We start from the raw sequence: 25,277 nt of genomic DNA, 5'->3' as shown, positions 1-25,277 counted from the left end.
TACAAATATTGAAAAAGAAATTCAATATTGTTGATTGGCGGCCGTCATTCACTTGTCACTGATCTTGTGGTATCGTTAGTCCAGGAAAAGGAGGGTCGTCATGGTGGTGACGGGAATCGGGCAATGCAGCTGGGATTTCCTGGCGACGGTGGATACCTATCCTCCGGCGGACAGCAAGCAGGAAGTGCTGCATTGGGAAGAGCAGGGGGGTGGGCCGGTCGCCACCGCCCTGGTGGCACTGTCACGCCTGGGGGTACGATCGACGTTTCATGGCGTGGTCGGGGATGATGAACTTGGAGTGCGAATTCGCCGTTCTCTCGACAAGGAAGGAATAGACTGCCGTGGACTTGTCACCCGTTCCGGTGCAGTGTCCCAGCGGGCATTTATTGTGGTTGAGCAGGGGAGCGCCAGCCGTACCATTTTCTGGCAGCGTCCGACCGGTGAGCCCCTTTCTCAAGGGGAGCTTTCATCCCACTACCTGGACGGCAGCAGTTTTCTCCTGCTCGACGGCCTCATGGTGGAAGTCTCCCTGGCAGCGGCTGGAGATGCCCGCCAGCGGGGAATTCCGGTCATGCTCGATGCGGGGAGGCTTCGTCCCGGGATGGCCGACCTGGCGAGATCATGCGATTATGTAGTGGCGGGCGAGCAGTTTGCCTTCGATCTCGGCTGGGATGGGGGAGACGGTACCTTTGCCGGGTTCGCCCGGTCAATCGGGGCGCCGGTGGTTACCGTGACTCGCGGCACGGAGGGGAGCCTGACCTGGTGGAAGGAGGGCGTTCTCCGCCAGCCCGCCTTTCCGGTAGCGGCGGTCGACACGACCGGGGCGGGGGATGTGTTCCATGGCGGCTACCTGTTTGGCCTGCTGCAGGGGTGGGAACTGTCGACGGTCCTCCCGTTCGCCAGTGCCATGGCCGCCCTGAAATGTACCCGGTCGGGGGGACGGGGCGGCATTCCCGACCTGCAGAGGGTGGCGGATTTCCTGCAGGGGAATGGAATTGTCCTCCCCCGGAGGAAAGACCGATAACGGTTCAATGGGAGGAGATGTCCAATGGGAATGTGCATCAGGGGTATCGTGCTGTGTGCCGCTGTTCTGCTGCTCGGCGCCGGTCAGGTTGTGGCCGCCCGCTGCGAGGACACGGTACGGGAATTTAACCGGCAACTGCGATCAAAGATCAACGAACAGGAACTGGTGACAGTACTGCGGAGCCTTAATGCCAGCCGCAACCGCCAGCTCCCTCTCGCTTTCATTACCAAGCGGCAGGCGAGGGCTTCCGGCTGGCGACCGGGAAGCGATCTCTGGAGCGTACCTTCCCTGCGGGGGAAAAGTATCGGCGGAGACCGTTTTGGCAACCGTGAACGGCGGCTCCCCGACGGCAGGGGGGAGTGGCGTGAAGCAGACCTGGACTATCATGGCGGCCACCGTGGTGCCAAGCGCCTCCTCTACGCCGATGGCGGCCTGCGTATGGTGACGGTAGACCACTACCGGAGCTTTCGGGAGGTGCCGGCATGCGAGTGAATGTGCGACGCTGCATCCTTGACGGACAGACCGTGATCAGCATGGAGACGTTCTATGCCGAACTGGAACGGCAGCTTGCGCTTCCCCGCCATTTCGGCCGCAACCTTGATGCCTTGTGGGATGTGCTGACAGCTGACGTGCCGGGTCCCCTGGAGCTGGTCTGGAACAGGGCCGGGCTTTCCCGGGCGGCCATGGGTGACAGTTTTGAAAGGGTGGTGGAACTGCTCCGGGATGCGGCGGCGGAACGGGGGGGGGAGCTGAAAATCGTAGTCCGCATGGGGTAGAAGCCTGTCGGGCATGAGTATAATGCACGAAAAAGGGATGCCCTCGGGGGCATCCCTTGTATTGTGACTATTCACAGACGGACGCTGAAAGCCGTTAATTCTCGGTCAGGACGTGCTCGTCGTAGAGATTCTCCACCCGCAGCTTGTGCCCTTTTTCCACGTCGGCGAAGACCAGGAGGGTCTTTTTCAGCTTAGGGTCGTCGGTCATCTCCGCCGCCGCCTTGTAAAGCCGGTAGGCGCTTTCTTCGGTCTTGATGGCATAGGTGAGGATCTCCTGGTAGGTCATGTTCGGCCGGAGCGGGATATCCACCAGGTATTCGCTCAGTTTCATGTCGGTCGAGGTGCGGGCACCAAACCCTGCGGCCTCCGCCAGGTCGATCTTGCTGAAGACTTCCTTGTGCCCCTTTTCTTCGGCGGCCATTTCCTCGAACATCTTGCGGGCAGCGATGCTCGTACTCGTTTCCGCCGCGGTCTTGTAAAGCTGGTAGGCGGTTTCCTCCCGCTGTACGGCGAACGTGATAATCTCTTCCAGTGTCGTGAATCCCATCAACGCCTCCTCGTGGATATGTTTGATTCTACCCCTGGTATTCCTCGAAATTATCGCGGCTGGCGCCGCATTCCGGACAGGTTTCCGGCGGTTCCGGTCCTTCATGGATGTAATCGCAGATGACGCATCTCCATTTTTTCACGCTGTTCCCCTTTGCACGTTGGTTATTGATGCTGGTCGCGGACAGGCTGCATAGCTTCGAGCAGTGTCACTATTCGCCGTTCCGCAACATTCCGGTGAGAGCAAATTATGGCAAGTGGCGGGGAATTGTCAATCTTGTTTTACGTTTCAGCCAGGCATCATTTAACGTTCGCTCCGAATTCAACCCTGCTCCCCCGTTCTCCCTCCTTTGCCGGTGCCTTGTAGATGTCGTCACGCTTCAGAAACAACCGCTCCGCGGGGAGTTTCCCCTTTTCCAGGAGGAAGTTGCGCACCGTCGTCGCCCGGTCACGGGCCAGGGTTTCCAGTTGTTCGTTGCCAACTGTCGTATTGGTGATGATCAGCTTTTTCATCTCCGCGTCGGGGAGATCCTTGACCAGGCCGATGACGTTGCGGGGTTTGGGGAACTTTTCCTTGCGATATACCTCTTTCAGCAGGCGGGAATATTCCTCGGGAAGAACCTCAACGTTGTCGGGCGACTGGTCCGGCCTGTTCTGCTTGCTCTTGACCAGGGCGAGAAACTTTTCTCCCCTCAGTTTCTTGTTGAGAAGTTCCGTCCGATACCCTTCCCGGTCTTTCTCCCGCTCGACGAAACCGGATATCTCCAGATTTATGGAGGGACGGTCATTGAGGGAACCGGCAAGTTTGAGGAGTTTTTCCTGTTCGGCGGGAGCGAGTGTGGCGCTGCCGGGGACAAAGCCGATGCTGCTGAAATCATCCGCACCGCCAAACGCCGACAGAAGCGCGAGGGGTGACGTGGCCGCCTTGACGAGAAGATTTTTCAGCATCTGGAGAACTACGCTCCAGACACTGAATTTCGGGTCATCGGTCCGTCCACTGACCGGCAGGTCAAGGTGAATCTCGCCCTTGCGGTCCTTGAGGAGCGCGACGGCAAGCCGAACGGGGAGATTGGTTGCGCGGTCGCTCTCAACCTTCTTGCCGAAGGTGAACTGGTCGATGAACACCCTGTTTTCCGAGCTGAGGGCCTTCTTGTTGATCAGGTACTTCAGGTCGAGGGAGAGTTTCCCCTTTTCCACCGTATAGCCCAGGTAGGTACCGGAGTAAGGGGTGACGGGGGTCAGATCGATATCGGTGAAACTCACCTTGAGGTCGGCAAACAGATCGTTCCGCAAGGGGTTGAGTGTGCCGGTAATCTGGAGTGGCGACTGATTTTCCAGGTTGCCCCGCAGATCGACATCCGCGAAGCGGTTCTCTTCCGAAGAAAGACCGCTCACCCTCCCGCCAAGGTGGTAGAAGGTTGTTGCAAAGCCGCCGGGGAGATGGCGGTCACTGAAGGCGAGGGTGCCTTCCTGTATAGTCACCGCGCCGATCCGGACCTGCTTTTCTCCCGTGGCAGGCGGGGGTGCGGGCGGTGCCGGCGCGGCAGGCTCCGCCGGGGGCTCGGTCCCGGATGCCTGCCGGGGTGCGGGAGCGGCTTCCTTCTTCGTAAGATTCTGGAGGTTGAGGGTGCCATCCTTGTTGATCACGATGCGGGAGTAGACGTTGTTGAGGGCAACTTCCCTGATGGCCAGGGAGAAGGGGGAAATGGTCCCCTTGATGTCATCCAGTTGCAGGCTCTCCCACTTGAGCAGGTCCTCCGATTCCACCGTGTCAAGGCAATAGAATGAACGGACGCCGAGGGTACCCGCGTAATTACCCGTCAGGCCTTTCCCCTGTTCCCTGGCCAGAGCAAGGGAGATGCGGGTATCGATGGTTCCGTCCGCCACGTAGAGATTGAGGTTTTCCGGCAGGTACGCTTCGAAATCGCGGAGTGCGATTTTTTTCAGTTCAACATTTCCTTTGAGCTTCAGAGGTGCGGGAACGACCGTTCCGTTGGTCCGGACAGTCCCCTGTTTTCCCACCTGGCTTGTCAGGGTGAAGGGGATCGATCCGAAGCGGGGACCGGTGACGTTTGCCAGAGTGAATTGCAGTCGCCGCAGATCGATGACCGGTGAGTCCTTCGGCATACGATCGGTGAAAGTTATCCCGATACCACTGCCGCCGATTTTACGAAGCAGGTAGGTGAAAGGTCTGGCCGGGCTCTTCCCTTTTGGGGGCGCTGCGGCCGTGGTGGTTGTCGTTCCTGGCGAAGGTTCGCGGAGAAGGCGCATGGGGGAGATGGTACCGTCTTTTTCCCGGGAGAGTTGGAACGTGGCTCCCTTCAATTCAATCAGTTCGACGGTGGCCTTTTGTTCTTTCAGGGAGAGATTTCCACCACCCACGACCAGCTCGTTCAACCTTATCCCTTCCTTGGGTGCGAATTGGGTGGCAAGCCCCTTGCCGGTCAGAGCCAGTTTGTCGATGGCAAGGCCGGCATTGGTGTCGAAAGCGAGGTGACCGCCTACGTCGACTGAGCCGGTGACCGGTGCGGTCAGCACGTTGGCCAGATAGGGGTAGTAGGCGCCAAGGGCAATTCCCCGGGTCTTCAGGTCGGCCGCGACGGCAACGGGTTCGACCGAAGCGGTTCCTCCTGCCTCCAGTGACTCGTTGCGATCACTCCTGCATGCGAAACTCCAGCGTGCATTCTGTCCCGCTGCCGTACTGAAGTCCTCAAGGGAAAGGGTGACCCTCTGAAGTGAGCCCCGGAAGCCCCCGGGAGGCAACCGGTCATTGAACGTCATTGAGCCGTTGGTGAACTTAAGGGTCTTCAGCTTCACGGTGGGCTTGGGGGCATCTTTGTCGGTTCCGGCTTTCTCCGGAGGCGTCTTCGGGGCTGAAGCTGCGGGCTGCTTTCCTTTCAGCCTTTCGAAATTCCATTGTCCCGCTGCGCTTCGCTCCAGATGCACGGCGGTTCCGTCCAGTTCCAGGGATGCCAGATCGACGTTCTGGCTGAAGATGGCAGCCTTGTTTATCTGTGCCGTCAGGCGGTTGAGGGCGACGAGGGGGGCGCCTGTCTTCTCCTTGATCGCGAGACCCGTCAGTTCGAGGCGGCCGGCGATGCCCAGGTCGGGTCTGTTCCGGGCCGAAACCTGGTAACTCAGTTCCAGGTCGGTGGAGAGCTTGCCGGAACCGATGCTGATCGGCACGGTGACGGGAAGGTAGGCCAGGTAGTAGGGGAGGTCGAAGTCCTTGAGCTTGAGATTGATCGACGTTTCCATTGTCTTGGCGAGGGGCTTCAGCTTGCCACTGGCGGAGAGTTCGGCCCCGTTGATCATGGCGCTGAAGTGTGGCGCAACGTACCTGTCGGCGAGATAGGGGATGGTGCTGAAAAACGGAACCGCAATTTCCATCCGGCGGACCGTGTGGTGTGTCGGGGTGCGTGCCGCCTGGTCATGGAAATCTATGGATCCTCCTTTGATAACGATGTTGTTGAGTGAAAACTGGAGAGGCTTGGACGGCGGCGCATCTTTCTTCGGCGTGACCAGATCGGTGAAGTTGTAGGTATTGGCTGCTGAACGGGTTACGTTGACATAGGGGGAGGCTACCTCTATCCGGGAGACGATGAGGGCTCGCCGCACCAGGGATGCCGGGCTGATGGAAACTCTGGCACTGCTGAACGAGACGAAGGTGGCGCTTGTCCCTTTTTCTGCCAGCCGAAAGTCCGTAACACGGCCGCTCAAGTTGAGGGGGTTGATGGATATCTTTGCAATCGAGGCCTTTCGTCCGGTAGCTTCTTCGATCTTCTCGACTGCCAGGTTCCGCAGGATGGAAGGGAGTATGAAGGCTGCGAAGAGCAGGCTGCCTATAAACAAAGCAACCGCACCGATCAAGATTTTGCGCCGTAATGACATGATGGCCTCTGATAAAGGATGATGGGAGCAAAAACGAAAAAAGGCCGCACCCCGGGGGATGCGGCCTTTTTTTACGCAATGGCTATTTCTGGATTACGCACTCGAAATTGGCTTCGATCCGGCGATTCTTGGCCCGGCCCGCAGCCGTGTCGTTGCTGGCGACGGGATTGTCGTAGCTGTGACCTTTGGCGGTGAGGCGGTCCGCTTTGATGCCGAATTTCTCGATCAGATAGGTCCGGACAGCTTCCGCACGCTTCTGGGAGAGTTTCTGGTTGTACTTGTACGTACCGACGTTATCGGTGTAACCGTCGATGACGCCCGTTACGAAATCGTACTTGGTCAGGAAGTCGGCTGCCTTCTTGATCTCATCGTGATACTTGGGCTTCACGACGGCCTTGTTGGTGTCGAACTGGACGCCAAGGACGATGCATACCTTTTCAGGCGGCGGCGCCTGAACGGTCAGGTTCGTGGTGCTGGTGGTCCTGCCTCCCGGGCCGTTGCAGGTGAGGGTGTACGTAGTGTCGGCCGTGGGGGTTACGGAGATGGAGTTCTGGGTCTGGACGGCTCCGCCCGGTTCGACGGTACAGTCCGTGGTGTTCTCCGAAGACCAGGCGAGAGTTGCTGCCTGCCCCCTGGTGATGGTTGCCGGAGTTACGGATATTTTGCTCGTCGGAGCTGGTGGCGGCGGTGGCGCCGGTGCGACGACCTCTTTCTTGACAGGGGCCGGAGCAGGTGCGGGCGGCGGCGGGGGAGCCGGGGCAGCCACGGGGGCCGGGGCAGGTTTCTCACCGCCGAACTGGAAGTAGATGCCCAGGCCGTACTCCACATTATTCACGGTCTGCTTCTTGGTTTGGTCGGCGAGAGTTGCCATCTTGTTGATGACCAGGTCGCGGACGTCACCCCGCAGGGCGATGCTGTCGGTGAAGAAATACTTGAAACCGCCGCCGGCGGAGAACGCGCCGTGCGTATCGCTCGCTACGTTTTCCGGGTCGATGGTCTGGGCTCCATAGCCGGCAGCAAGGAAGGGGACGAACCTGCTTTTCGGCATGAAGTGGTAGAGTAGTTCGCCGCGGTAGTTATAGACGTTGGATTTTCCCTGTCCCGGGATGACATATCTCGCGGCGGTGGGTTCAGTCCGAACGTAGTTGAACACCCCCTCGAAACCGAAATTCTCCGTGAAGTTGTAGCCGGCGCGAATGCCGTACATCGGCATCATTTCCAGGTGCTGGGCACCGTCAAAAAGGAAGCCGCCGACAAAGGGGGTGAGTCCGAAGGACCCCGCCTTGACCTCCGCGTGGGCTACCGTAGTTGCGCCGAGCAGTAACAGGCCGCTCAACAGGGTTAAAAGTTTTCTGCGCATTGATTACCTCCTTGATGGATTGAATTAAGCCGCGCCCCCCTCCAGGGTGGAGGTGCAGTTGGGGCAACGGCTTGCCTTGATGGGTATGCTGGATACGCAATGGGGACATTCCTTGGTTGCCGGCGGCGGTGCTTCCTCTTCCTTTTTCAGCCGGTTGATCTGGCGGATCAGGAGGAAGATGGCAAACGCGACAATGATAAAGTCGATGATGGTGTTGATGAACAGTCCGTAATTGATGGTCGCGGCGCCCGCCTTCTTCGCTTCCGCCAGGGAAGTGTAGCCGGTACCTGACAGGTCGATGAACAGGTTGGTGAAGTCAACCTTCCCCATGATTTTGCCCAGGGGGGGCATGAGGATGTCGGCCACGAAGGAACTGACGATCTTGCCGAAGGCGCCGCCGATGATGATACCGACCGCAAGGTCGACCACATTGCCGCGCATGGCAAATTTCTTGAACTCCTCGAGCATTGAATCCCTCCTCCATCGCAAAAATTAGGCCGTCCACCGCCGGTTCGGGCTGCATGACCGGAAATGCACGACCGCCCGCTCGGGCTGAGCCTTTGTTAATGAAACGAACTGACCAAACCATACCAGATGTCCGCCGGATGTCAAGGGAATGATGGCGAACATTTTATTATTATTCGGTTTGTGGTGGCTTATTGGGAGGGGCGATAAGAGGGGGCAGAAGAATAGAGCATGAAAAATGCTCACTAAACCTGCTAGATGGAGAGTATGAACGTTGCGCGCTCTGGTATCACACAGGGGGGGGCATGCGGGATGTTGCAATAAGCCACCTTACGACAGGGGAGCCGGCTGCATGCCAATGCCTGGTTGTGTTCCGGGAAAGCAGACCCCTTAACCGACTTCGGCGTATTCCCGGGCGCGAAACTCTACGCCGAGCGATTCCGCAAGCCGTCGCACGTCAGAAATGTCCAGGCCGGGAATGGTGACGGCGGTGGCGACCACCTGGGGAATATACTTCTTTGCCTCGGAAAGAAAGGAGCAGACGCCTTCGAACCCTGCGAGGCCGAAAGGAGTGTTGCAGAGTCGGGCGTAGGTCACGGCATCGGCGGCGTTGAGACTGACCGAAACGGTGTCGATCAGTCCCGCCAGTTCGGGGAGGATGTTGCGGCCGTGGACCAGGTTTCCCTGCCCGTCGGTATTGATCCTGATCCGGACCCCCGTCTGCTTGAGTGCCGCCGCCACCTCCTTGATCAGGTCAAGGCGGAGGAGCGGTTCGCCGTAGCCACAGAAAACCACTTCGTCGTAACCTGCGGGATCGCCGGTGGCGGCCATGACTTCGGCAAAATCCGGTTCATGCTCCAGGTGAAGGTAGTGTCCTTTCACCGTGAAATCGTCGAACTTGGCGCAGAACGAACAACGGTTCGAGCAGCGGTTGGTGATATTGAGGTAGAGGGAGTTCCGTATCCGGTAGGCGATGCGGGTCTTCTGGGGGACCGTGCCGATGCCGAACAGCCGGTGGGTGTTGAGGGACGTGATGCGCCCCACATCCTCAAGGGAAAGCCCCTTGACTTCCGCCACCTTTTCGGCAGTGAGGCGGACGTGGGCCGGCTCGTTCCGCTTTCCCCGGTGAGGGACCGGGGTGAGGTAGGGGCAGTCGGTCTCGACGAGGAGATGTTCGATCTTGATGCCCCGTACGACCTCCCGCAGGGCTTCGTTGCCGGGGTAGGTTACGGTGCCGGGGATGGAGATGTAAAAGCCCATCTCCACGCACTCCCTGGCCATGGCAAGGTCGCCGGAAAAACAGTGGAGGACCCCGCCGACCTCTTCCGCCTTCTCTTCCCGGAGGATGGCCATGACCCGGTCGTGGGCATCCCGGTCATGGACGATGACCGGCAGCGAGAGCTCCCGGGCCAGCCGTATGAAGCGGCGGAACACGGTTTCCTGCACGTCCCGGGGGGAGCGGTCGCGGTAAAAGTCGAGGCCGATCTCGCCGATGGCGACGACCTTCGGGTGTTGTGTCGCCAGTTCCCGCACGACCTCATAACACTTGTCGGTGACCCGGTCGGCGTCGTGGGGGTGGATTCCCACCGCACAATGAATCTGTTCGTAACTCGTTGCAAGATCGCAGGCTTGCCTGCTCGACTCCAGGTCGGCGCCGACGGTTATGATGTGTGACACGCCTGCATCGGCGGCACGCTGCAGCATCTCCGCAAAGTCGGCATGGAATTCCTTGCCGTAAATATGGGCGTGTGAATCAATCAGAGTGACGTCAGCGGTCATTGGTACGGTTCCTTGTTTACATGGGGTATGCCATCAGGCGGGGACATGATTCTTTTGCATAGTACCAGCCCCTCAAGAATGCTGTAAAGGTAAAAAAAATCCCCGCCGGAACGCCGTACGAGCGCTCCAAGGTTTCATTGACAGGTCTCGTTCAGGTATGGCATAATCGACGGAAATTTCGGCACGGTAAAAGTGGGGGCTGCACACCATGTGGGCTCCCATCATTGTATTTAAAAAGGTCTTTTCCATGCAGCAGCCGTTTGTGCACCTCCATCTCCATTCCCAGTTCTCCCTCCTCGACGGGGCCATCCGTATCGGCGACCTGGTCAAAAAGGCCAAGGGCTACGACATGCCTGCCGTGGCCATAACCGACCACGGCAGCATGTTCGGTGCCATCGAATTCTACGAAAAGTGCCGGAAGGAAGGGATCAAGCCTCTTATCGGCGCCGAGGTCTACGTCGCGCCCGGTTCGCGCCTGGTAAAGGAGCAGGGGAGCGGTTCCGGCGAATACTCCAGCTATCACCTCATCCTTCTCTGTGAAAACCTGCAGGGGTACAAAAATCTGTCGAAGCTTGTTTCATCGGGCTACAAGGAGGGTTTTTACTACAAGCCGCGGATTGACAAGGAACTGCTGGCTGAGCACAGCGAGGGGCTCATAGCCCTATCCGCCTGTCTCAAGGGGGAGGTCGCCACCCTCTGCAGCCGCAACCGCATGGACGATGCCGTGGCGGTCGCCCGCTGGTACAGCGAAACCTTTCCCGGCAGCTATTACATCGAGCTCCAGGAGAACACCCTCCCCGAGCAGGACATCGCCAACAAGCGCCTGATGGAGGTTGCGCGGGAGCTTTCCCTCCCCCTGGTGGCGACCAACGACTGCCACTACCTCAATCGCGAGGATGCCCGCGCCCATGAGGTGCTGCTCTGCATTCAGACCGGCAAGACCATGAATGACGAGAACAGGATGCGGTTTTCGGCGGACGAGTTCTATGTCAAGTCACCGGAGGAAATGGCGGCTGCCTTCCATTACGCGCCGGAGGCGATCACCAATACGGTGCGCATCGCCGAGCGATGCAATCTTGAACTCCGGCTGAACGACCCGACCAACTACTTCTTTCCCCACTTCGAGCCCCCCGCCGGGAAGACCCACGATGAAATGCTGGAAGAGCAGGCCTCCGCGGGACTCAAGGATCGACTGGTAACCATACGCGCCAAATATCCCGATCTGACTGCCGAGCAGGAGCAGGCCTACTACGATCGCCTCCGGATCGAGCTGGACTGCATCAAGCAGATGAAATTCCCGGCCTATTTCCTCATCGTTGCGGATTTCATCAACTGGGCCAAGAACATGGGAATACCGGTCGGCCCGGGGAGGGGGTCCGCGGCCGGCTCCCTAGTCGCCTACTCCATCCGCATCACCGATCTCGACCCGCTCCCGTACAACCTCCTCTTCGAGCGCTTCCTCAATCCGGAACGGATATCCATGCCCGATATCGACGTGGACTTCTGCCAGGACAGGCGGGACGAGGTGATACAGTACGTTGCCGGCAAGTACGGTCGCGACAAGGTCTGCCAGATCATCACCTTCGGTACCATGAAGGCAAAGGCGGTCATCCGCGACGTCGGCCGGGCCATGGACATGACCTACGGCGACGTGGACAAGATTGCCAAGCTTGTCCCCGGTGAACTGGGGATGACCCTGGACAAGGCGCTCAAGATCGAGCCGAAGCTGAACGAGCTTGCCAAGGCGGACCCGAAAGTGAAGGAGTTGCTGGATGTCTCCCTCTGCCTCGAAGGGCTTGCCCGTCACGCCTCGACACATGCTGCCGGCGTGGTGGTGGCGCCGGCAGCATTCGAGGAGTTCTGCCCGGTCTACAAGGATCAGAAGAGCGGTTCCCTCAACACCCAGTATTCCATGAAGTACGTCGAGATGGTGGGGCTGGTGAAGTTCGATTTTCTGGGTCTCAAGAACCTGACGGTCATCGCCAACGCCGTCAGGCTGATCCAGGCGGACAAGGACCCCGCGTTCGACATCACGCGCCTGCGTGACGATGACCGGGAGAGTTACGAGCTGATCTCGTCGGGTAACACCACGGGGATATTCCAGCTTGAATCCAGCGGCATGAAGGAGATGCTGGTCAAGCTGAAACCCTCATGTTTCGAGGATGTCATAGCCGCCTGCGCCCTGTACCGCCCGGGTCCGCTCGGTTCGGGCATGGTGGACGACTTCATCGAGCGCAAGCATGGCCGGAAGAAGGTGGTCTATGATCTTCCCGAGCTCGAGCCGATCCTCAAGGACACCTATGGTGTCATTGTGTACCAGGAACAGGTCATGCAGATCTCCCGGACCCTGGCCGGCTATTCCCTGGGGCGCGCGGACCTGCTTCGCCGTGCCATGGGGAAGAAAGACCCGGCGGTCATGGCAAAGGAAAAGGAACCGTTCCTGGCGGGGGCAAAGCAGAAGGGGATCGACCTGAAAAAGGCCGAGGCGATCTTCGACCTGATGGCCAAGTTTGCCGAATACGGCTTCAACAAGTCCCATTCCGCGGCCTACGCGCTCATCGCCTACCAGACTGCCTATCTTAAGGCCCACCACCCCGTGGAGTTCATGGCGGCGCTTCTTTCCTGCGACATGGGGAGCACCGAAAAGGTGGTCAAGAACATTGCCGATTGCCGGGAGATGGGTATCGAGGTGCTGCCGCCGGACATCAACGATTCCCACCTTTCCTTCCGTGTTTTCGGCAAGTCCATCCGTTTCGGCCTCGGTGCGGTGAAAAACGTCGGCGAGTCGGCCATCGAGGCAATACTCGAGGCCCGCAGTGACGGAACATTCACGGATCTTTTCGACTTCTGCGAACGGGTCGACCTGCGCAGGGTGAACAAGCGCGTGGTGGAATCCCTCATAAAGTGCGGCGCCTTCGATTCCACCGGTGCGCGGCGGGCCGTACTCATCGCGGGCCTGGAGGATGCCACGGCCCTCGGCCAGAAGATCCAGCAGGAGCGGGAGAGCGCCCAGGTATCCCTGTTCGGTACCGCGGAGATCGTCAAGGTCAATGGCAACGGCCGGGGAAAACTCCCCGACATGCCCGAATGGGACGACAAGCAGAAGCTCGCGTTCGAGAAGGAGTGCCTCGGCTTTTTCATTACGGGACACCCTCTCGACCGCTACGCCCAGGACATGCGGCGCTTCACCACGACCGATACCGCCGGATTGGCGGATATTGCCGACGAGAAGGAGGTCAGGGTCTGCGGGATCGTGGCCGCCCTCAAGGAGATGATAACCAAGAAAGGGGACCGGATGGGGTTTGCGACCATCGAGGACCTGGTCGGGTCGGTGGAAGTGGTGGTATTCCCCGAAACCTATGCCAAGGCCGGCCACTACCTGAAAACCGAAGAGCCGCTGATCGTGACCGGCACCGTCGATGTCGGGGAGAAGAGCACGAAGATCAAGGCGACCGATATCGTTCCCCTGCGGGAGGTCAGCGAGCGGGAGACGCAACGGATACACGTCAATCTCCGGGGGACCGGGCTGGAGCGGCGACAGCTGGAAGAGCTCAAGGGGATATTCGGCCGTTACCGCGGCAGCTGTCAGGCCTTGCTCCATATCGACATTCAGGATACGGTTAATACGACCATCCGGCTGCCCGACACCAGCACGCTGGTGGCCAGTGAAGAATTAATGGTGGAAGTGAAGAACCTGCTGGGGTATAATGCCGTTTCTTTTGAGTAGCCGACCCGGGTGGCGACATGCCTGCCGGGTGGTTAACCACGGAACCGCTGGAAACAGGTCTGGTTTCGCATTCACATTGTGGTAAAGGAGAGAGACTACGACATGGCAACCCAAATTTATATGGATTTCGAAAAACCCGTTGTCGAGCTGGAGCAGAAGATACAGGAACTGCTGGCACTGTCCGGTGACAGTGTCGACCTGAAAAAAGAAGTCGCCAAGCTGGAAAAGAAAGCGGAAGAGATGCGAAGCGACATCTTTGCCAACCTGACCCGGTGGCAGACCGCACAGATTGCGCGACACATCAATCGACCCTTTACCATGGACTACATCAACCTCATCTTCACGGAATTCGTCGAGCTCCACGGCGACCGGAATTTTGGCGACGACCACGCTATTGTTGGCGGTCTGGCAAGGCTTGACGGCGAGCCGGTAATGGTGATCGGACATCAGAAGGGGCGGGATACCAAAGAGAAGGTCTACCGCAATTTCGGCATGCCGAACCCCGAAGGATATCGCAAGGCGCTCCGGCTCATGGAGATGGCCGAGCGGTTCAGGCTCCCCATCATCACGTTCGTCGACACTCCCGGGGCGTTTCCCGGCATCGGCGCGGAGGAGCGGGGCCAGGCCGAGGCCATCGCCAGGAACCTGCGGGAAATGTCACGACTCACCGTGCCGATCATCGTCGTCATAACCGGGGAAGGCGGGTCGGGGGGGGCCCTGGCCATTGCAGTCGGAGACCGTATCCTCATGCTCCAGTACTCCGTCTATGCGGTCATATCGCCGGAAGGGTGCGCCGCCATTCTCTGGTCCGACGGTACCAAGGGTGAGCAGGCAGCCGAGGCCCTCAAGCCGACCGCCCAGGACATCAAGGCGCTTGAAGTCATCGACGAGATCGTTCCCGAGCCGACGGGGGGCGCCCATCGCGACCACAAGGAAATGGCAGACAACCTCCACAAAGCCATCTCGCGCAATCTGAAAGAGTTGCGCAAGCTGCCGGCGGAAGAGTTGATCGAAGCCAGGTACCAGAAGTTCCGCAAGATGTCCCGGTTCGTAGAATAGATTCCGGGAGCTGACAGCAGGAAACAGGCACAGGGCGGTTTTTACCGCCCTTGTTTTTTGAGGATTCTCCCATGACTGAACGTCTGCAAAAATTGCTTTCCCAGGCGGGCATCGCCTCCCGGCGCGAGGCGGAAACGCTCATCGTCGCAGGCCGGGTTACGATCAACGGCCAGGTGGTGACGGAACTCGGTACCAAGGCCGACCCGGCAACCGACCAGATTGCCGTGGACGGCAAACCGGTCCGTCCGGTCGACGCAAAGATCTACCTCCTCCTCTACAAACCGGTCGGTTATCTGACGACCCTCAAGGACCCCGAAGGGCGCCCCATAGTCACCGACCTGCTGAAGGATATTGCCACGAGGGTGTATCCCGTGGGGCGGCTCGACTACAACACCGAAGGGTTACTACTGCTGACCAACGACGGCGAGTGGGCAAATCGCCTCGCCCATCCCCGCCACGAAATAGAGAAGGAATACCTGGTGCGCGTGCGGGGGAAGGCGACTCCCGACCAGATCAAGCGCCTGGCTGCCGGCGTGGGGCTTGAAGAAGGCAGAACCGCGCCTGCCAAGGTGTTTCTGTCGGGTGAAAGCGACAACAACAGCTGGCTCTCCGTAACCATTCATGAAGGGCGTAACCGTCAGGTTCGGCGCATGTGCGAGGCGGTCAGTCTGGCGGTGGTACGTCTCAAGCGGATTCGCTACGGTTTTCTCGAACTGGGCGACCTGAAGCCGGGGGAGTACCGGCATCTCGCGCCGGCAGAAGTGGAACGACTGGTCCATCCCGGTCGACCCCGGCCGGCCGGGGGACCCGGGCAAAAGGATCGTCGACGTTAAGAGCAGGGAGTTGCGGTAGTGACCGCAACTCCTTTTTTATTGCCCGGACATGCCGTATGTGCATGCGTACTTGCATGGGTAAGTAAATAATGGTATAAGGCGTGACACTTGATTAGCTGCATTAATTCCAGAGGATGGACAGCACATGCTCAATGATGAAATGAACGACCAGTTGGGGCTGTTCGGTATGGTTACCGTGAAGAAAGATCCCCCACCCGAGGCGGTGAAGCGAAAGAAAGGGGATGGTGACGTGCCGGCCAAGGATGGCACAGACGTGCAGACCGGTGCGGAGCAGATTGCAGCGGAACCGGTTGAACCGGTCAACCCCTCCGGCCAGGACTCGACGGTGGCAGCCGTGCAACCCACTGTGGCGAAAGCGGCCGCTTTGCCTAAACGGACGACCGGGACAAGGGGGCGCGGGAAGGTCAGTGACGTGAAATTGCCCGTAAAGGTAAAACCGGTTTCCGGCCTGGTGCCGGCGGGGGATGTGCGGCTGACCGCCAATATCCGGGAAGATCTCCATCTGAAGCTGAAGATAGCCGCCGCCCATCGCCGGACCACAATCGGTGAATTGATTGAGGAGCTGGTCGACCGTTATCTGTGACTGGTGCTCCGTCAGTAAAAAAGGGGGAAGATGATCTGTCGAAGGCTTGCCTGGAGCACGTGGGGCTTTGGCGCGCACCATATTTGTTCACTTTGCTAAAGACTGTAGCTATTTTCCGAGGCTTCGACATGTTTGGGGATGAATTCAACAGAATTATCCACAGGTTTGTGGAAATGATCCCATGGGGTGCGTGGGTTTTCGGGGCGAGTGGTGAGAGTTGTTCACTATCGGTTACTGCATGAAATCAGTGATACTGACGGTGTAGAATTTGGCCGAAATGAATAAAGCCTGTAACTCTGAGAGTTACAGGCTTTTTCACTTAAATGGTGCCGAAGACTGGAATCGAACCAGCACACCCTTGCGAGTACCAGAACCTGAATCTGGCGCGTCTACCAATTCCGCCACTTCGGCAATGAAGAGACGTCTTTATAGCAATCTTTCCTGAAGATTGCAAGGAATTTTTTCCGCGTTTCCCCAACTGGCTCCATCTTCGCCGACTTTACCTTGACCGCAAAACTTTTATGCACCCGGCGTCAATCAGCTCATGAGAATCTTGTTCTTCAGGATCAGGATTTCGAATGCCATGGCGACCTTGCCGATCAGCTTCTGCAGGTCGAAGAGGCGCGCTTCTTTATCTGCCCGCCGGCCGTCTACGTAGAGGATGGTCACCACCCGCCCGAGCAGGATAAGCGGAATGATCTGGGCGATGTCGGGAGGAGTCTCGCCCATGGCGGCGAGCATTCTTGCATTGCTCGCCGTATGGGGAACCGCTCCCCGGTAGTAGCGTTTTTCATCGACAACCATCCGGAGGAGCGATGTATTGTCGAGGGGGACCTCCGTATGGTCGAAATTCGCTACCGGCCTGTTGTCATGCACGGCACGCCAGCCGACGGCCATTTCTCCGCGGATGAGGAAGAGGGCAACCCGCTGGAATTCCTGCCCCAGGTAGGTAACGAGGGCCTCGGCGATTTCGTCCCTGTTCCGGGCTTCGGCAAGACGCTCGGCTATGGATTCCATGGTCTGGCGGGGTACTGGGGGTGCCGCCGAAATCTGTTCGTGGGTGGATGGCTCGTCAGGGGGTTCGTCAGCGGGTTCCGTGTCGAAGCCTTCGAACGGGGGGAATTCGATGATCTCCCGGTCGATGGTGAAAGGATCGAGGTGTTCCGGTTGTGCGGCAGGCTCGCCTGTCGATAACGGTTCATCGTACATGTGTTCACGTCGACGCCTTCCGCCCACGGCGCGGTTAGTGGGGAAGTAGCGGAGGTCGCGCTTGATGCCGTAATAGTTTTCCATGCAGAAGACAAGCCGCAGTTCAGGGGCGACGAGGGGGGATACGATATAGCCGGTCCGGAAGGAGATTTCGTCGATGGCGGGGAGATTGGTCGGGTCGGCCATGGCGAGGGTGAGGCGCTTCTTGTCCAGGGCGATGGGGATCGCCATGTATTTCTTCACGAGCTCGGCGGGAAGGAGGCTGAGAATATCGGTCGGAATGTTGTTGAGCTGTTGGGGAGTCGTGCAGGGGACACCGGCTTTCCTGGCGAGAAAGCTGGCGAGCTGCTCCTCGCTGATGAACCCCATTTCAATGAGGTTGGTTCCGAGCCGGCCACCGAAAATGACCTGACACTTGAGGGTTTCGTCCAGCTCATCGGGGGTGATGATGTTCTCATTCACCAGCATTTCACCGAGTTTCAGGCGCATGGCAAAGATTCCTGGATGAGGGGGGTAGGAGTCAGCTCTGTCCGGGGTTTTCAGCTTCCATCGGTTCTTCACCGAGATCAAGCAGGCGTGCTGCCTCGGTGGTCGGTATTTCCTGGACACTCTTGAGTTTCCGCTCGATGACGCGGGAGCGGGTGGCAGCCGAATCGATGGTGTTGCTCGCTTCCTGGAGTTTCTTGCGGGTCTTGTCGAGTACCACGCCGAAGGTGGCGAATTCGGTTTTGATCGCGCTGAGCAGGGTCCACACCTCGCTTGAACGCTTTTCGATGACAAGGGTGCGGAAACCCATCTGCAGGCTGTTGAGGAGCGCCGCCAGTGTGGTCGGGCCGGTAACCACCACCTTGAACTCCCGTTGCAACTGTTCGAACAGACCGGTGCGGCGCAGTACCTCGGCATAAAGCCCCTCAGTGGGCAGGAACATGATGCCGAAATCGGTGGTGTGGGGCGGGTCGAGGTATTTGTCCCGGATGTTCTTCGCCATTTCCTTGATTGCCCGCTCCAGCTGTCGGGAAGCTTCTTCTACAAGAACCGGATTTCCCTGTTCCTGGGCTTCGACCAGTCTCAGATAGTCTTCCTGGGGGAACTTCGCGTCAATGGGGAGCCAGACGGACCGCTCGTGCTCATCGCCCCGTCCCGGCAAACGGATGGCGAATTCCACCCGGCCGCTGCTTCCCGGTTTGGTCGCCACATTGACTTCGTACTGCTCGCGGGTGAGAATCTGCTCCAGCAGGCTTCCCAGCTGGATTTCGCCGAAGGTGCCGCGGGTTTTGACGTTGGTGAGAACTTTTTTCAGGTCCCCCACGCCGGTGGCGAGATGCTGCATTTCGCCGAGCCCCTTGTGCACCTGTTCCAGCCGCTCACTCACGATTTTGAACGACTCTCCGAGCCGTTTTTCCAGGGTATCGTGAAGCTTCTCGTCCACGGTGGCCCGCATCTGTTCCAGTTTCCGGTTGTTGTCTTCCTGGAGGCCTGCGAGTTTCTTCTCGACGGTTTCGTTGATTTTGTCCAGTTTCTGGATATTGTGGTCGGTGAGGGTTTTGAGTTGCCCGGAAAAGATGTCCAGTTGCCGCTTCTGGTTTTCAGCACCTTCTGCCATGCGGCGCAGAACCGCCTCGCTGAATGCTCCGAAGGCAGTGATCTGTTCTTCGCGGGATTGTTTGCTGCAGGTGGTTGATTCTGCCCGGCTCTGGGCCAGCTCATCGCGAAACATCCTCTCGATGCGCTCCTGGTTGCGTTCCAGTGCATCGAAGCGGGAGTCCAGTCCATCCGCAGGATTCCGGGATGTCCGGGCAATGAGCACCAGCACCAGGCCGATGACAATAAGAACCAGCGCGATCAGGAGATAGAGCAGGGTTGCACTCATGATCCACAGGTCCTCAGGCGTACAGGGGGACTGCAGGGGAAGGAATCAGACAAAAAGCGGCTCTTCATCGTAGCCGAGCTCAAGCTCCTTTTTCTTTTCCGGCGCGAGCAGGAGGGCAATCCCGGCGCCGAGCGCCGCCCCCGCGATAAACGACACAAAGAGCGTTCCCGTAACATTCTTGTCTTCATGCATGACTGGTACCTCCGTTGTTGTAACGTGTCCTATGGTCTGGCGGGGGCGCAAATTAGCGTTACCGCGCTGTTGTCTGTCAAATGGCTGTCTGCCGTCATCAACCGGAGATCATGTCGGAAAACCCCGGCCAACACCCATTGCGGCGATGGTTGAAACAGAATAGCAAAAAATTCCGGTGATGTACAGAGCGACGTCAAGGTTTTACTTACAATTTACATACCAACGCGGCGTCCGGTCCCCCCGTTCCCCGGTCAGTTCTGCGCCAGCTCTCTGGCATCACTGACAAATGCCTCCACATCCTCGGTGCGGGTCTCCCACGAACACATGAGCCGCGCCCCCCCGGTACCGATGAAGGAGTAGAAGTGCCATCCCCTGGAGTGGAGACCTTCGGCAATGGGGGGGGACAATTCAAGGAATACGGCATTTGCCTGGCAGGGATGGGCGAGAGTTATTCCCGGTATCCCCTTCAGTCCGTCGGCGAGTTGCCGAGCGCAGTTGTTTGCGTGGGAAGCGTTTCGGAGCCATGCCCCGTTCTCCAGCATCCCGATCCAGGGGGCAGCGAGGAAGCGCATCTTGGAGGCGAGTTGGCCGGCCTGTTTGCAGCGGTAGTCGAATTCGTTGGCCAGTTCGCGGTTGAAGAAGACCACTGCCTCGCCAACGGCCATGCCGTTCTTGGTGCCGCCGAAGCAGAGAACGTCCACCCCCGCCTTCCAGGTCAGTTCTTTTGGGGCAACACCCAGCGAGGCAACGGCGTTGGCAAAACGTGAACCGTCCATGTGGACGCGCAACCCATACTGCCGGGCAAAATCACCGATTGCCTGAAGCTCTGCCGCCGAATAGACGGTTCCCAGTTCCGTGGACTGGGTAATGCTGAGGGCGCGCGGTTTGGGGTAGTGAATATCGGTGCGGCGTTTTATGGTGTGCTCCACTGCCGACAGATCGATTTTGCCGTCATTTCCCGGCACGAGCAGCACCTTGGTGCCGTTGGAGAAAAACTCCGATGCACCGCATTCGTCGGTTTCCACGTGGGCCATTTCGTGACAGATGATGCTGTGGTAGGACTTGCAGAGGGCGGCCAGGGCCAGGGAGTTGGCGGCAGTGCCGTTAAAGACGAAAAACACCTCACAGTCAGTTTCGAAGAGTTCCCGCAGTTTTTCGCAGGCCCTGGCGGTCCAGGGGTCATCGCCATAAGAGCTGGCGTAGCCGCGGTTGGCTTCATCCATAGACTGCCACGCTTCGGGACAGATTCCAGCATAATTGTCACTGGCAAATTGAAATCGGGCCGGTTTGCCCGTTTGGTTGAGATATTCCATGGAAAGCTCCTCTTCACGTGACTAGAAGTTTAGTTTGTTATAGGCAGTGGTACGGGTCCTTCTGTCTCGCATTTCAATGGGTCGTTCCGTCGCCCATCGCCGGGGGGGCAAGGGGAGGAGCGGCCGACCTGGTTCGTTCGATTGCCTCCGCTTCCCTGATTCGTTCTCCGAGCCAGGCATGGAACATCCGTGCGTTTTCGGCGGTAAGGATGATACCTGTATCGATGTGGCGCACCAGCGTTGTTTTCAGGTCGGCCGGTGTGCTTGCGGTTTCGTTGCCGATGGTGCCGTTAGGGTTGATCTCATGGGTAATCGAATCGGGCAGGGGGAGCCGTTCAATGTAGAAATTCACCATGATCTCGCCCCGCGGCGAGACCCCGCCGTGGGCGCCATTGATATAAACAGGGTTGTAGTCGGGGGCGACAACATACTTGAAGGTTACCTCGGGTTTTGGTTGGGACATGTGATTCCTCCTCATGGCACGCTCTGTTCTCACGACATTACTACACCGGAACAGGGACAAGGTCAATCCCAATCCAAGGGCTTGCAGAGGAGCATTCCATGGTATACTTGGAACGTCATCGACGGATTCGAATGCCATCAGCAACCATTGCATAGCAAGGAGGGAGTTCATGACGGGACGGGAAGCGGCAGCGCAGGTACAGGCACTGAGAAAAGAGGGGGACTGTTTCGTCAAATGGTGGCGAACAGCGGACGACGTAGTCGATTTCGAGCTGATCGACCCCTTTCTCGCCAAGGTGGAAAATGGTCAGTCTGTCGACGGTTTCGAACTGCTCGGCCTGGAAGGGATGTGGAGGCTTTTCACGGACCTCAATCCCGACCAGGTGACACGGACCGTGCAGAACGGGGAAGAAATCATTCTCTGGAAATGGCAGGATGGAGCGGGTAACGAAAAAGTGAGTTCCTATCCCTTCACTCCGGAAGGTCTTAAATCTCTCATCGACAACGATTTTTTTGCCTAATCAATCCCGGGGCTTTTCCTCATCCCGTCAGCCAGCGTGGGGTAGAGAAGTTTGATGCCAAGGCGGGTGAGCATTTTCGAATTGTCCATGCGTCGTGATTCGCTGACATAGGAGAGCATAAGGGGGGACATGACCTCGCGGGCCTCTTCCATGGTCACCTGGCGGGGGCGCGGGTAGCCGAGCGCGTCGGCAACGGCGTTGAAATACTCGGTCATGGTGCCGGGGTGGCCGTCGCTGACGTTGAATATCTCTCCCGCTTCCCCCTTTACCGCCGCGGCGAGGCAGATCCGGGCCAGGTCGTCGGCGTGGATGCGATTGGTAAGCGGAGCCTCCTCTTCCTTGAGGACCGGCTGGCCGCTGGCAAGCTGGGTGACGGGAAAGCGACCCGGCCCGTAAATACCGGTGACGCGCAGGATGACGACTGGAACGTCACGTTCCTTCCCCCACTCGAGAAAAGCCGTTTCGGCGTCCCGTCGCCGTTTCGCCCGTGCCGTCTGCGGGTTGAGTGGAGTCTCTTCGGTCACCACTGTGTCGCCGCAATCTCCGTACACGCCGCTGGTGCTCATGTAGACGACCTTTGCCGGCTCGGCACCGGGGGGAATGGCAGCGCAGAAAGCCCGGACCCGCGGGTCGGTGAATCCTCCGCCGGGGGGGGGCGCAAAATAGAAGACTACGGCGCCTTTCGTGGGGAGGTTCGCCAGGGAAAGCGGTTCGTCAAGATTTCCCGGCACGGTCCGGATGCCCATCTCCCGAAGGGCATCACGTCGTGTGTCGGACCGTATCAGGGCGGTTACCAGTCCCTTCTCTTCCTGCACAAGCTGTGCTACGCGGCGGCCGATATCGCCGCACCCAATGATCATTACCTTCTCCAAGCCGGTCATTCCATTTCCTTTCAGTTGCATGGCAACAACGTCCCTCAGGGGCCTACCAGCACCTTTCCGGACGTCACGGTAAAGGCGCTGCCAAGCTGCCGGTTTTCCGTATCCAGCCGACAGGAGAGGGTGGTGTCAGATGCCACGGTGGTGCCGACGCGATACGTCAGGGCGAATTCCCGTATTTCTCCGGTGGGCAGCTCTATCCCTTCCGTCACGAGGGACCCGTCCGTATCCCGTCTGAAGCCGTTACCCTCGAGGGGAGCAGGTTCCAGGGCGGGGGGGCAGACGAGTCTCATGGCGACTTCGCGTGCCGTCATGCTTCCCACGTTCATCACGATAAGGCGATAGACAACGGAATCTCCCGGTGCAGCCCGTTTTTGGAGAGGTTTGATCACTGAACTGAGCAGAGGTGCGGCTGCTACGAGCTGCAATTTTTTCGAAATGGCAACGTTTGCATCCCGGCTGGAAGCGGCGGTCAGGCTGGCAGCGAATATCTGTCCGTCTATGCTCTTGCCCGGCATCCGCAGCTTCATAATTCCCCGGAACGCGGAGGAGGGGGCAATGGTGTCGGTTTCGCGCAGGAGACGTCCCGGTCTGCCGACTGCCGCGAAGGTAACGTTGAAGTCGGTCGGCAGGTCGGTGGTGATGCGGTACCGGTCCGGTTCCGCACCAAGATTGGTTATGGTAAAGGGGATGGATACCATCCCCGCGACTTCACTGCTTTCCCCCGGGGGGAAACATTCCATTGAGAACTCGGGAGGTGAATGCGCCGGTAGGGAAGATGGAGAGGGAGCTGCTTGGGCAGCAGAAATGAGGGCATGACCGTCAGAAGGGACTGTCAACAGGGGATCAGTTTTCACGGCTACGTCCGTTGTGTTTAGCTGGGTACCGACTCTTCTGGCAGCACTGGTCCGCCTTCCCATTGCAATTGCTGTATTTCGTTCCAAGACCCGCTCGTCTTCCAGCTTCTGAGCGGCTATCCGCTCATTTTCGGCGTGTTCTCTGCGCAGTCGTTCCTGGTCGGCTTTTTTGGCGACAATACGCTCCTGTTCAGCTTTCAGTCGGGCTAAACGCTCCTGTTCAACCTTTTCTAGTGCCAGCCGTTCCTGCTCGAGTTTCTCCCGGGCAATCCTCTCTTGTTCAGCTTTCAGTCGGGCCAAACGCTCCTGTTCAGCCTTTTCTAGTGCCAGCCGTTCGCGTTCCGCCTTTTCTGCCGCGAGCCTCTCTTCTTCGGCCCGTTGCCGTGCGAGCTTCTCCTGCCCCGCCTTTTCCTTGGCCAGCCGCTCCCGCTCCACACGTTCGGCTGCCAGCCTCTCTTCTTCAGCTTTCAGCCTGGCTAGTCGCTCCTGCTCGGCTTTTTCCCACGCAAGCTGTTCTTGCTTCGCACGTTCGAAGGCTTGACTCTCTTCTTCAGCCTTCAGTCGGGCCACGCGCTCCAGCTCGGCTTTTTCCCGGGCAAGGCGTTCGCGCTCCGCCTTTTCAGCCACAAGCTTCTCTTCCTCCGCCCGTTGCCGTGCGTGCTTCTCCTGCTCGGCCCGTTCCCTGGCAAGCCTTTGCTCTTCGGTCTTTGCCGCCAGACGTTTCCGTTCGGTATTTTCTCCAGCGAGTCTCTCCTCGCCAGCCTTATTGATTACTTCCTGTTTCTCCAGAGCGACAACCAGACCCTCATTTACCGTTGTTTCCAGTTGGACGGGTAATCGGTTTGCCAGTTTCTCCCCACGCTGCAGGCGGACAGCCAGCTTCATCACGTCCGCGTTCGCATTCAACGTGAGGGGACTGTCTGGATATTCTGTGAGGAATTTGAGCATCGCCTGTGCGGCGTCCAAGTGGTTGCCGATCTTGGCGCTGGCTTGTGCCTGAAGGAGAAGTGCCACGTCGCGCAATGGGGTATCGGGATAAATGGCAAGAAGTCGGTTCAGTTTCGCAAGAGAGGACGGATAGTTGTTGCTGCGAAACAGGTTGAAGCTGTCCATGAAAAGCTGGGAATCACTCGGGACTGAGGCATGGCAAGGCTTGACGAGGAGCAGCGCTATGACGACGAGTCCCACGCAGCAGCGCATGACTGCACTGACGACGGGCAATTCCCCGGCTGTCCTGGCTGAATCGTCGTGCATCTTCCTCTCGTGAGAACCATTACGGACCATGATTGATTCAATACACTGACAACCTGAAAGGTGTCAACTTTAAATGCCGGTGTATCCGGACGCGACATAACTTCCACTCAAAATTGACATAAATCGACTTAAAAAACCGCTTGATCATGTCAAAGAATTTTTGATTTTCGGCAAAAAGAAAGGGCGGAATTTTTCCCGCCCTTGATCTCATTCTATGCTATGAGGTTATAAATCTAGTCATCTTACCGCCGAATACCTCTTGCCCTTAGATATTGGCGTAAGCGCTCAAGCACATCTTCGGCCGCTTTGTGACTGACTTCGAGCTGATCTATTGTTGTGATCAGCCTATCCCTGATCTCAGGGGTCATCTCATCCAATTGAGCCCCCAACAAAACAACGCTAAGTGGGAACTCTTTACCTTTACCATGCCCTCTGTACGGACGAAATGGCCATTTTTCACGCTTAGCCCTGTCGAGCACACCATTTTTCGAAGTAGGAATACCAGGTAGTTTAATATCTGCGATCTCTTGCGCCGTATGCCATGTTTTGAGTTTCATTCACTCGGCTCCTTGATAATACGAAGGCTCTAGACCATCAAGTTTTTGTTTTTCGAAATTAGTGTACGTAGTTCTTTGACCAGTTGTCCAGTTGATTTAT

The 25,277-nt window shown here is 58.2% G+C and carries 22 protein-coding genes and 1 tRNA gene; 8 read left to right on the top strand and 15 right to left on the bottom strand.

The genetic code is table 11. The features are described from left to right. The first annotated feature begins 100 nt into the window (after nt 1-100). Genes KI810_RS12550 through KI810_RS12540 form a run of 3 tightly spaced genes read left to right on the top strand, consistent with a single transcriptional unit; the run spans nt 101 to nt 1,800 of the window. Nucleotides 101-1,024, top strand: a complete 924-nt coding sequence (locus tag KI810_RS12550; protein WP_214175905.1) for a PfkB family carbohydrate kinase — start codon at nt 101-103, stop codon at nt 1,022-1,024. A gap of 24 nt (nt 1,025-1,048) precedes the next feature. Next, nucleotides 1,049-1,516, top strand: coding sequence for a ribonuclease domain-containing protein (locus tag KI810_RS12545; RefSeq protein ID WP_214175904.1), 468 nt, complete (start codon nt 1,049-1,051; stop codon nt 1,514-1,516). Further along, nucleotides 1,507-1,800 (top strand): barstar family protein, encoded by a 294-nt coding sequence (locus KI810_RS12540; RefSeq protein ID WP_214175903.1) that lies wholly within the window; start codon nt 1,507-1,509, stop codon nt 1,798-1,800. The genes KI810_RS12545 and KI810_RS12540 overlap by 10 nt, the downstream gene beginning before the upstream one ends. Nucleotides 1,801-1,894: 94 nt before the next feature. Here KI810_RS12540 and KI810_RS12535 read toward each other — a convergent pair whose 3' ends face one another. The 6 genes from KI810_RS12535 to KI810_RS12510 all read right to left on the bottom strand — a co-directional run bounded on the left by KI810_RS12535 (nt 1,895) and on the right by KI810_RS12510 (nt 9,841). Next, the gene (locus tag KI810_RS12535) at nt 1,895-2,347 is read right to left on the bottom strand and encodes a ferritin family protein (protein WP_214175902.1); all 453 of its coding nucleotides are present in this window, start codon (nt 2,345-2,347) and stop codon (nt 1,895-1,897) included. Nucleotides 2,348-2,375: 28 nt separating this feature from the next. Further along, a complete protein-coding gene (locus KI810_RS12530; RefSeq protein ID WP_214175901.1) occupies nt 2,376-2,489 on the bottom strand; it encodes a rubredoxin-like domain-containing protein in 114 nt (37 codons plus the stop codon). Between the two features lie 157 nt (nt 2,490-2,646). Continuing rightward, on the bottom strand, nt 2,647-6,237 hold the full coding sequence (locus tag KI810_RS12525) for a DUF748 domain-containing protein (protein WP_214175900.1): 3,591 nt from the start codon (nt 6,235-6,237) through the stop codon (nt 2,647-2,649). Nucleotides 6,238-6,319: 82 nt separating this feature from the next. Beyond that, a complete protein-coding gene (locus KI810_RS12520; RefSeq protein WP_214175899.1) occupies nt 6,320-7,597 on the bottom strand; it encodes an OmpA family protein in 1,278 nt (425 codons plus the stop codon). A gap of 24 nt (nt 7,598-7,621) precedes the next feature. Continuing rightward, the gene (gene mscL, locus KI810_RS12515; protein ID WP_214175898.1) at nt 7,622-8,065 is read right to left on the bottom strand and encodes a large conductance mechanosensitive channel protein MscL; all 444 of its coding nucleotides are present in this window, start codon (nt 8,063-8,065) and stop codon (nt 7,622-7,624) included. 387 nt (nt 8,066-8,452) lie between these two features. Further along, a complete protein-coding gene (locus tag KI810_RS12510) occupies nt 8,453-9,841 on the bottom strand; it encodes a TatD family hydrolase (protein WP_214175897.1) in 1,389 nt (462 codons plus the stop codon). 247 nt (nt 9,842-10,088) lie between these two features. Here KI810_RS12510 and dnaE point away from each other — a divergent pair, with 247 nt between their 5' ends. The 4 genes from dnaE to KI810_RS12490 all read left to right on the top strand — a co-directional run bounded on the left by dnaE (nt 10,089) and on the right by KI810_RS12490 (nt 16,064). Next, nucleotides 10,089-13,568, top strand: a complete 3,480-nt coding sequence (dnaE, locus tag KI810_RS12505; RefSeq protein ID WP_214175896.1) for a DNA polymerase III subunit alpha — start codon at nt 10,089-10,091, stop codon at nt 13,566-13,568. Nucleotides 13,569-13,670: 102 nt separating this feature from the next. Continuing rightward, entirely contained in the window at nt 13,671-14,627 is a 957-nt protein-coding gene (locus tag KI810_RS12500) for an acetyl-CoA carboxylase carboxyltransferase subunit alpha (protein ID WP_214175895.1), read from the top strand. Nucleotides 14,628-14,698: 71 nt separating this feature from the next. Continuing rightward, entirely contained in the window at nt 14,699-15,460 is a 762-nt protein-coding gene (locus tag KI810_RS12495) for a pseudouridine synthase (RefSeq protein WP_214175894.1), read from the top strand. Between the two features lie 145 nt (nt 15,461-15,605). Beyond that, entirely contained in the window at nt 15,606-16,064 is a 459-nt protein-coding gene (locus KI810_RS12490) for a plasmid partition protein ParG (RefSeq protein WP_214176038.1), read from the top strand. A gap of 324 nt (nt 16,065-16,388) precedes the next feature. Here the strand turns inward: KI810_RS12490 and KI810_RS12485 are convergent. The 6 genes from KI810_RS12485 to KI810_RS12460 all read right to left on the bottom strand — a co-directional run bounded on the left by KI810_RS12485 (nt 16,389) and on the right by KI810_RS12460 (nt 21,111). Then, a tRNA-Leu gene (locus tag KI810_RS12485) sits at nt 16,389-16,475 on the bottom strand. A 126-nt stretch (nt 16,476-16,601) separates the two neighbouring features. Beyond that, nucleotides 16,602-17,762, bottom strand: coding sequence for a cyclic di-GMP-binding domain-containing protein, MshE-related (locus tag KI810_RS12480; protein ID WP_214175893.1), 1,161 nt, complete (start codon nt 17,760-17,762; stop codon nt 16,602-16,604). Between the two features lie 31 nt (nt 17,763-17,793). Next, a complete protein-coding gene (locus KI810_RS12475; RefSeq protein WP_214175892.1) occupies nt 17,794-19,143 on the bottom strand; it encodes a DNA recombination protein RmuC in 1,350 nt (449 codons plus the stop codon). A 45-nt stretch (nt 19,144-19,188) separates the two neighbouring features. Continuing rightward, the gene (locus tag KI810_RS12470) at nt 19,189-19,335 is read right to left on the bottom strand and encodes a hypothetical protein (RefSeq protein WP_214175891.1); all 147 of its coding nucleotides are present in this window, start codon (nt 19,333-19,335) and stop codon (nt 19,189-19,191) included. A gap of 251 nt (nt 19,336-19,586) precedes the next feature. After that, nucleotides 19,587-20,648 carry a threonine aldolase family protein gene (locus KI810_RS12465; RefSeq protein ID WP_214175890.1) on the bottom strand — a complete coding sequence of 354 codons (1,062 nt, stop codon included), beginning with the start codon at nt 20,646-20,648 and terminating at the stop codon, nt 19,587-19,589. A gap of 73 nt (nt 20,649-20,721) precedes the next feature. After that, nucleotides 20,722-21,111 carry a hypothetical protein gene (locus tag KI810_RS12460; protein WP_214175889.1) on the bottom strand — a complete coding sequence of 130 codons (390 nt, stop codon included), beginning with the start codon at nt 21,109-21,111 and terminating at the stop codon, nt 20,722-20,724. Nucleotides 21,112-21,280: 169 nt separating this feature from the next. Here KI810_RS12460 and KI810_RS12455 point away from each other — a divergent pair, with 169 nt between their 5' ends. Continuing rightward, complete coding sequence (locus KI810_RS12455; protein ID WP_214175888.1) at nt 21,281-21,631, top strand: hypothetical protein; 351 nt, start codon at nt 21,281-21,283, stop codon at nt 21,629-21,631. Here the strand turns inward: KI810_RS12455 and KI810_RS12450 are convergent. The 3 genes from KI810_RS12450 to KI810_RS12440 all read right to left on the bottom strand — a co-directional run bounded on the left by KI810_RS12450 (nt 21,628) and on the right by KI810_RS12440 (nt 25,177). Beyond that, nucleotides 21,628-22,503, bottom strand: coding sequence for an SDR family oxidoreductase (locus tag KI810_RS12450; RefSeq protein WP_214176029.1), 876 nt, complete (start codon nt 22,501-22,503; stop codon nt 21,628-21,630). The two genes, KI810_RS12455 and KI810_RS12450, sit on opposite strands and share 4 nt — an antisense overlap. Nucleotides 22,504-22,547: 44 nt before the next feature. Next, the gene (locus KI810_RS12445) at nt 22,548-24,620 is read right to left on the bottom strand and encodes a tetratricopeptide repeat protein (RefSeq protein ID WP_214175887.1); all 2,073 of its coding nucleotides are present in this window, start codon (nt 24,618-24,620) and stop codon (nt 22,548-22,550) included. Nucleotides 24,621-24,862: 242 nt separating this feature from the next. Then, complete coding sequence (locus tag KI810_RS12440; protein WP_214175886.1) at nt 24,863-25,177, bottom strand: MerR family transcriptional regulator; 315 nt, start codon at nt 25,175-25,177, stop codon at nt 24,863-24,865. Between the last annotated feature and the right edge of the window lie 100 nt (nt 25,178-25,277).

It is taken from the genome of Geomobilimonas luticola, from assembly GCF_018476905.1.
Taxonomy (GTDB): domain Bacteria; phylum Desulfobacterota; class Desulfuromonadia; order Geobacterales; family Geobacteraceae; genus Geomobilimonas; species Geomobilimonas luticola.
Note: the sequence above shows the minus strand (reverse complement) of the source record. Positions and strands in the feature narration are given on the sequence as shown.

Bases quoted from the DNA above. Each gene is read 5' to 3' on its own strand.
- KI810_RS12550 (WP_214175905.1), top strand. From the start codon at position 101: ATGGTGGTGACGGGAATCGGGCAATGCAGCTGGGATTTCCTGGCGACG.
- KI810_RS12545 (WP_214175904.1), top strand. From the start codon at position 1,049: ATGGGAATGTGCATCAGGGGTATCGTGCTGTGTGCCGCTGTTCTGCTG.
- KI810_RS12540 (WP_214175903.1), top strand. From the start codon at position 1,507: ATGCGAGTGAATGTGCGACGCTGCATCCTTGACGGACAGACCGTGATC.
- KI810_RS12535 (WP_214175902.1), bottom strand. From the start codon at position 2,347: ATGGGATTCACGACACTGGAAGAGATTATCACGTTCGCCGTACAGCGG.
- KI810_RS12525 (WP_214175900.1), bottom strand. From the start codon at position 6,237: ATGTCATTACGGCGCAAAATCTTGATCGGTGCGGTTGCTTTGTTTATA.
- KI810_RS12520 (WP_214175899.1), bottom strand. From the start codon at position 7,597: ATGCGCAGAAAACTTTTAACCCTGTTGAGCGGCCTGTTACTGCTCGGC.
- mscL (WP_214175898.1), bottom strand. From the start codon at position 8,065: ATGCTCGAGGAGTTCAAGAAATTTGCCATGCGCGGCAATGTGGTCGAC.
- KI810_RS12510 (WP_214175897.1), bottom strand. From the start codon at position 9,841: ATGACCGCTGACGTCACTCTGATTGATTCACACGCCCATATTTACGGC.
- dnaE (WP_214175896.1), top strand. From the start codon at position 10,089: ATGCAGCAGCCGTTTGTGCACCTCCATCTCCATTCCCAGTTCTCCCTC.
- KI810_RS12500 (WP_214175895.1), top strand. From the start codon at position 13,671: ATGGCAACCCAAATTTATATGGATTTCGAAAAACCCGTTGTCGAGCTG.
- KI810_RS12495 (WP_214175894.1), top strand. From the start codon at position 14,699: ATGACTGAACGTCTGCAAAAATTGCTTTCCCAGGCGGGCATCGCCTCC.
- KI810_RS12490 (WP_214176038.1), top strand. From the start codon at position 15,606: ATGCTCAATGATGAAATGAACGACCAGTTGGGGCTGTTCGGTATGGTT.
- KI810_RS12480 (WP_214175893.1), bottom strand. From the start codon at position 17,762: ATGCGCCTGAAACTCGGTGAAATGCTGGTGAATGAGAACATCATCACC.
- KI810_RS12475 (WP_214175892.1), bottom strand. From the start codon at position 19,143: ATGAGTGCAACCCTGCTCTATCTCCTGATCGCGCTGGTTCTTATTGTC.
- KI810_RS12470 (WP_214175891.1), bottom strand. From the start codon at position 19,335: ATGCATGAAGACAAGAATGTTACGGGAACGCTCTTTGTGTCGTTTATC.
- KI810_RS12465 (WP_214175890.1), bottom strand. From the start codon at position 20,648: ATGGAATATCTCAACCAAACGGGCAAACCGGCCCGATTTCAATTTGCC.
- KI810_RS12460 (WP_214175889.1), bottom strand. From the start codon at position 21,111: ATGTCCCAACCAAAACCCGAGGTAACCTTCAAGTATGTTGTCGCCCCC.
- KI810_RS12455 (WP_214175888.1), top strand. From the start codon at position 21,281: ATGACGGGACGGGAAGCGGCAGCGCAGGTACAGGCACTGAGAAAAGAG.
- KI810_RS12445 (WP_214175887.1), bottom strand. From the start codon at position 24,620: ATGCACGACGATTCAGCCAGGACAGCCGGGGAATTGCCCGTCGTCAGT.
- KI810_RS12440 (WP_214175886.1), bottom strand. From the start codon at position 25,177: ATGAAACTCAAAACATGGCATACGGCGCAAGAGATCGCAGATATTAAA.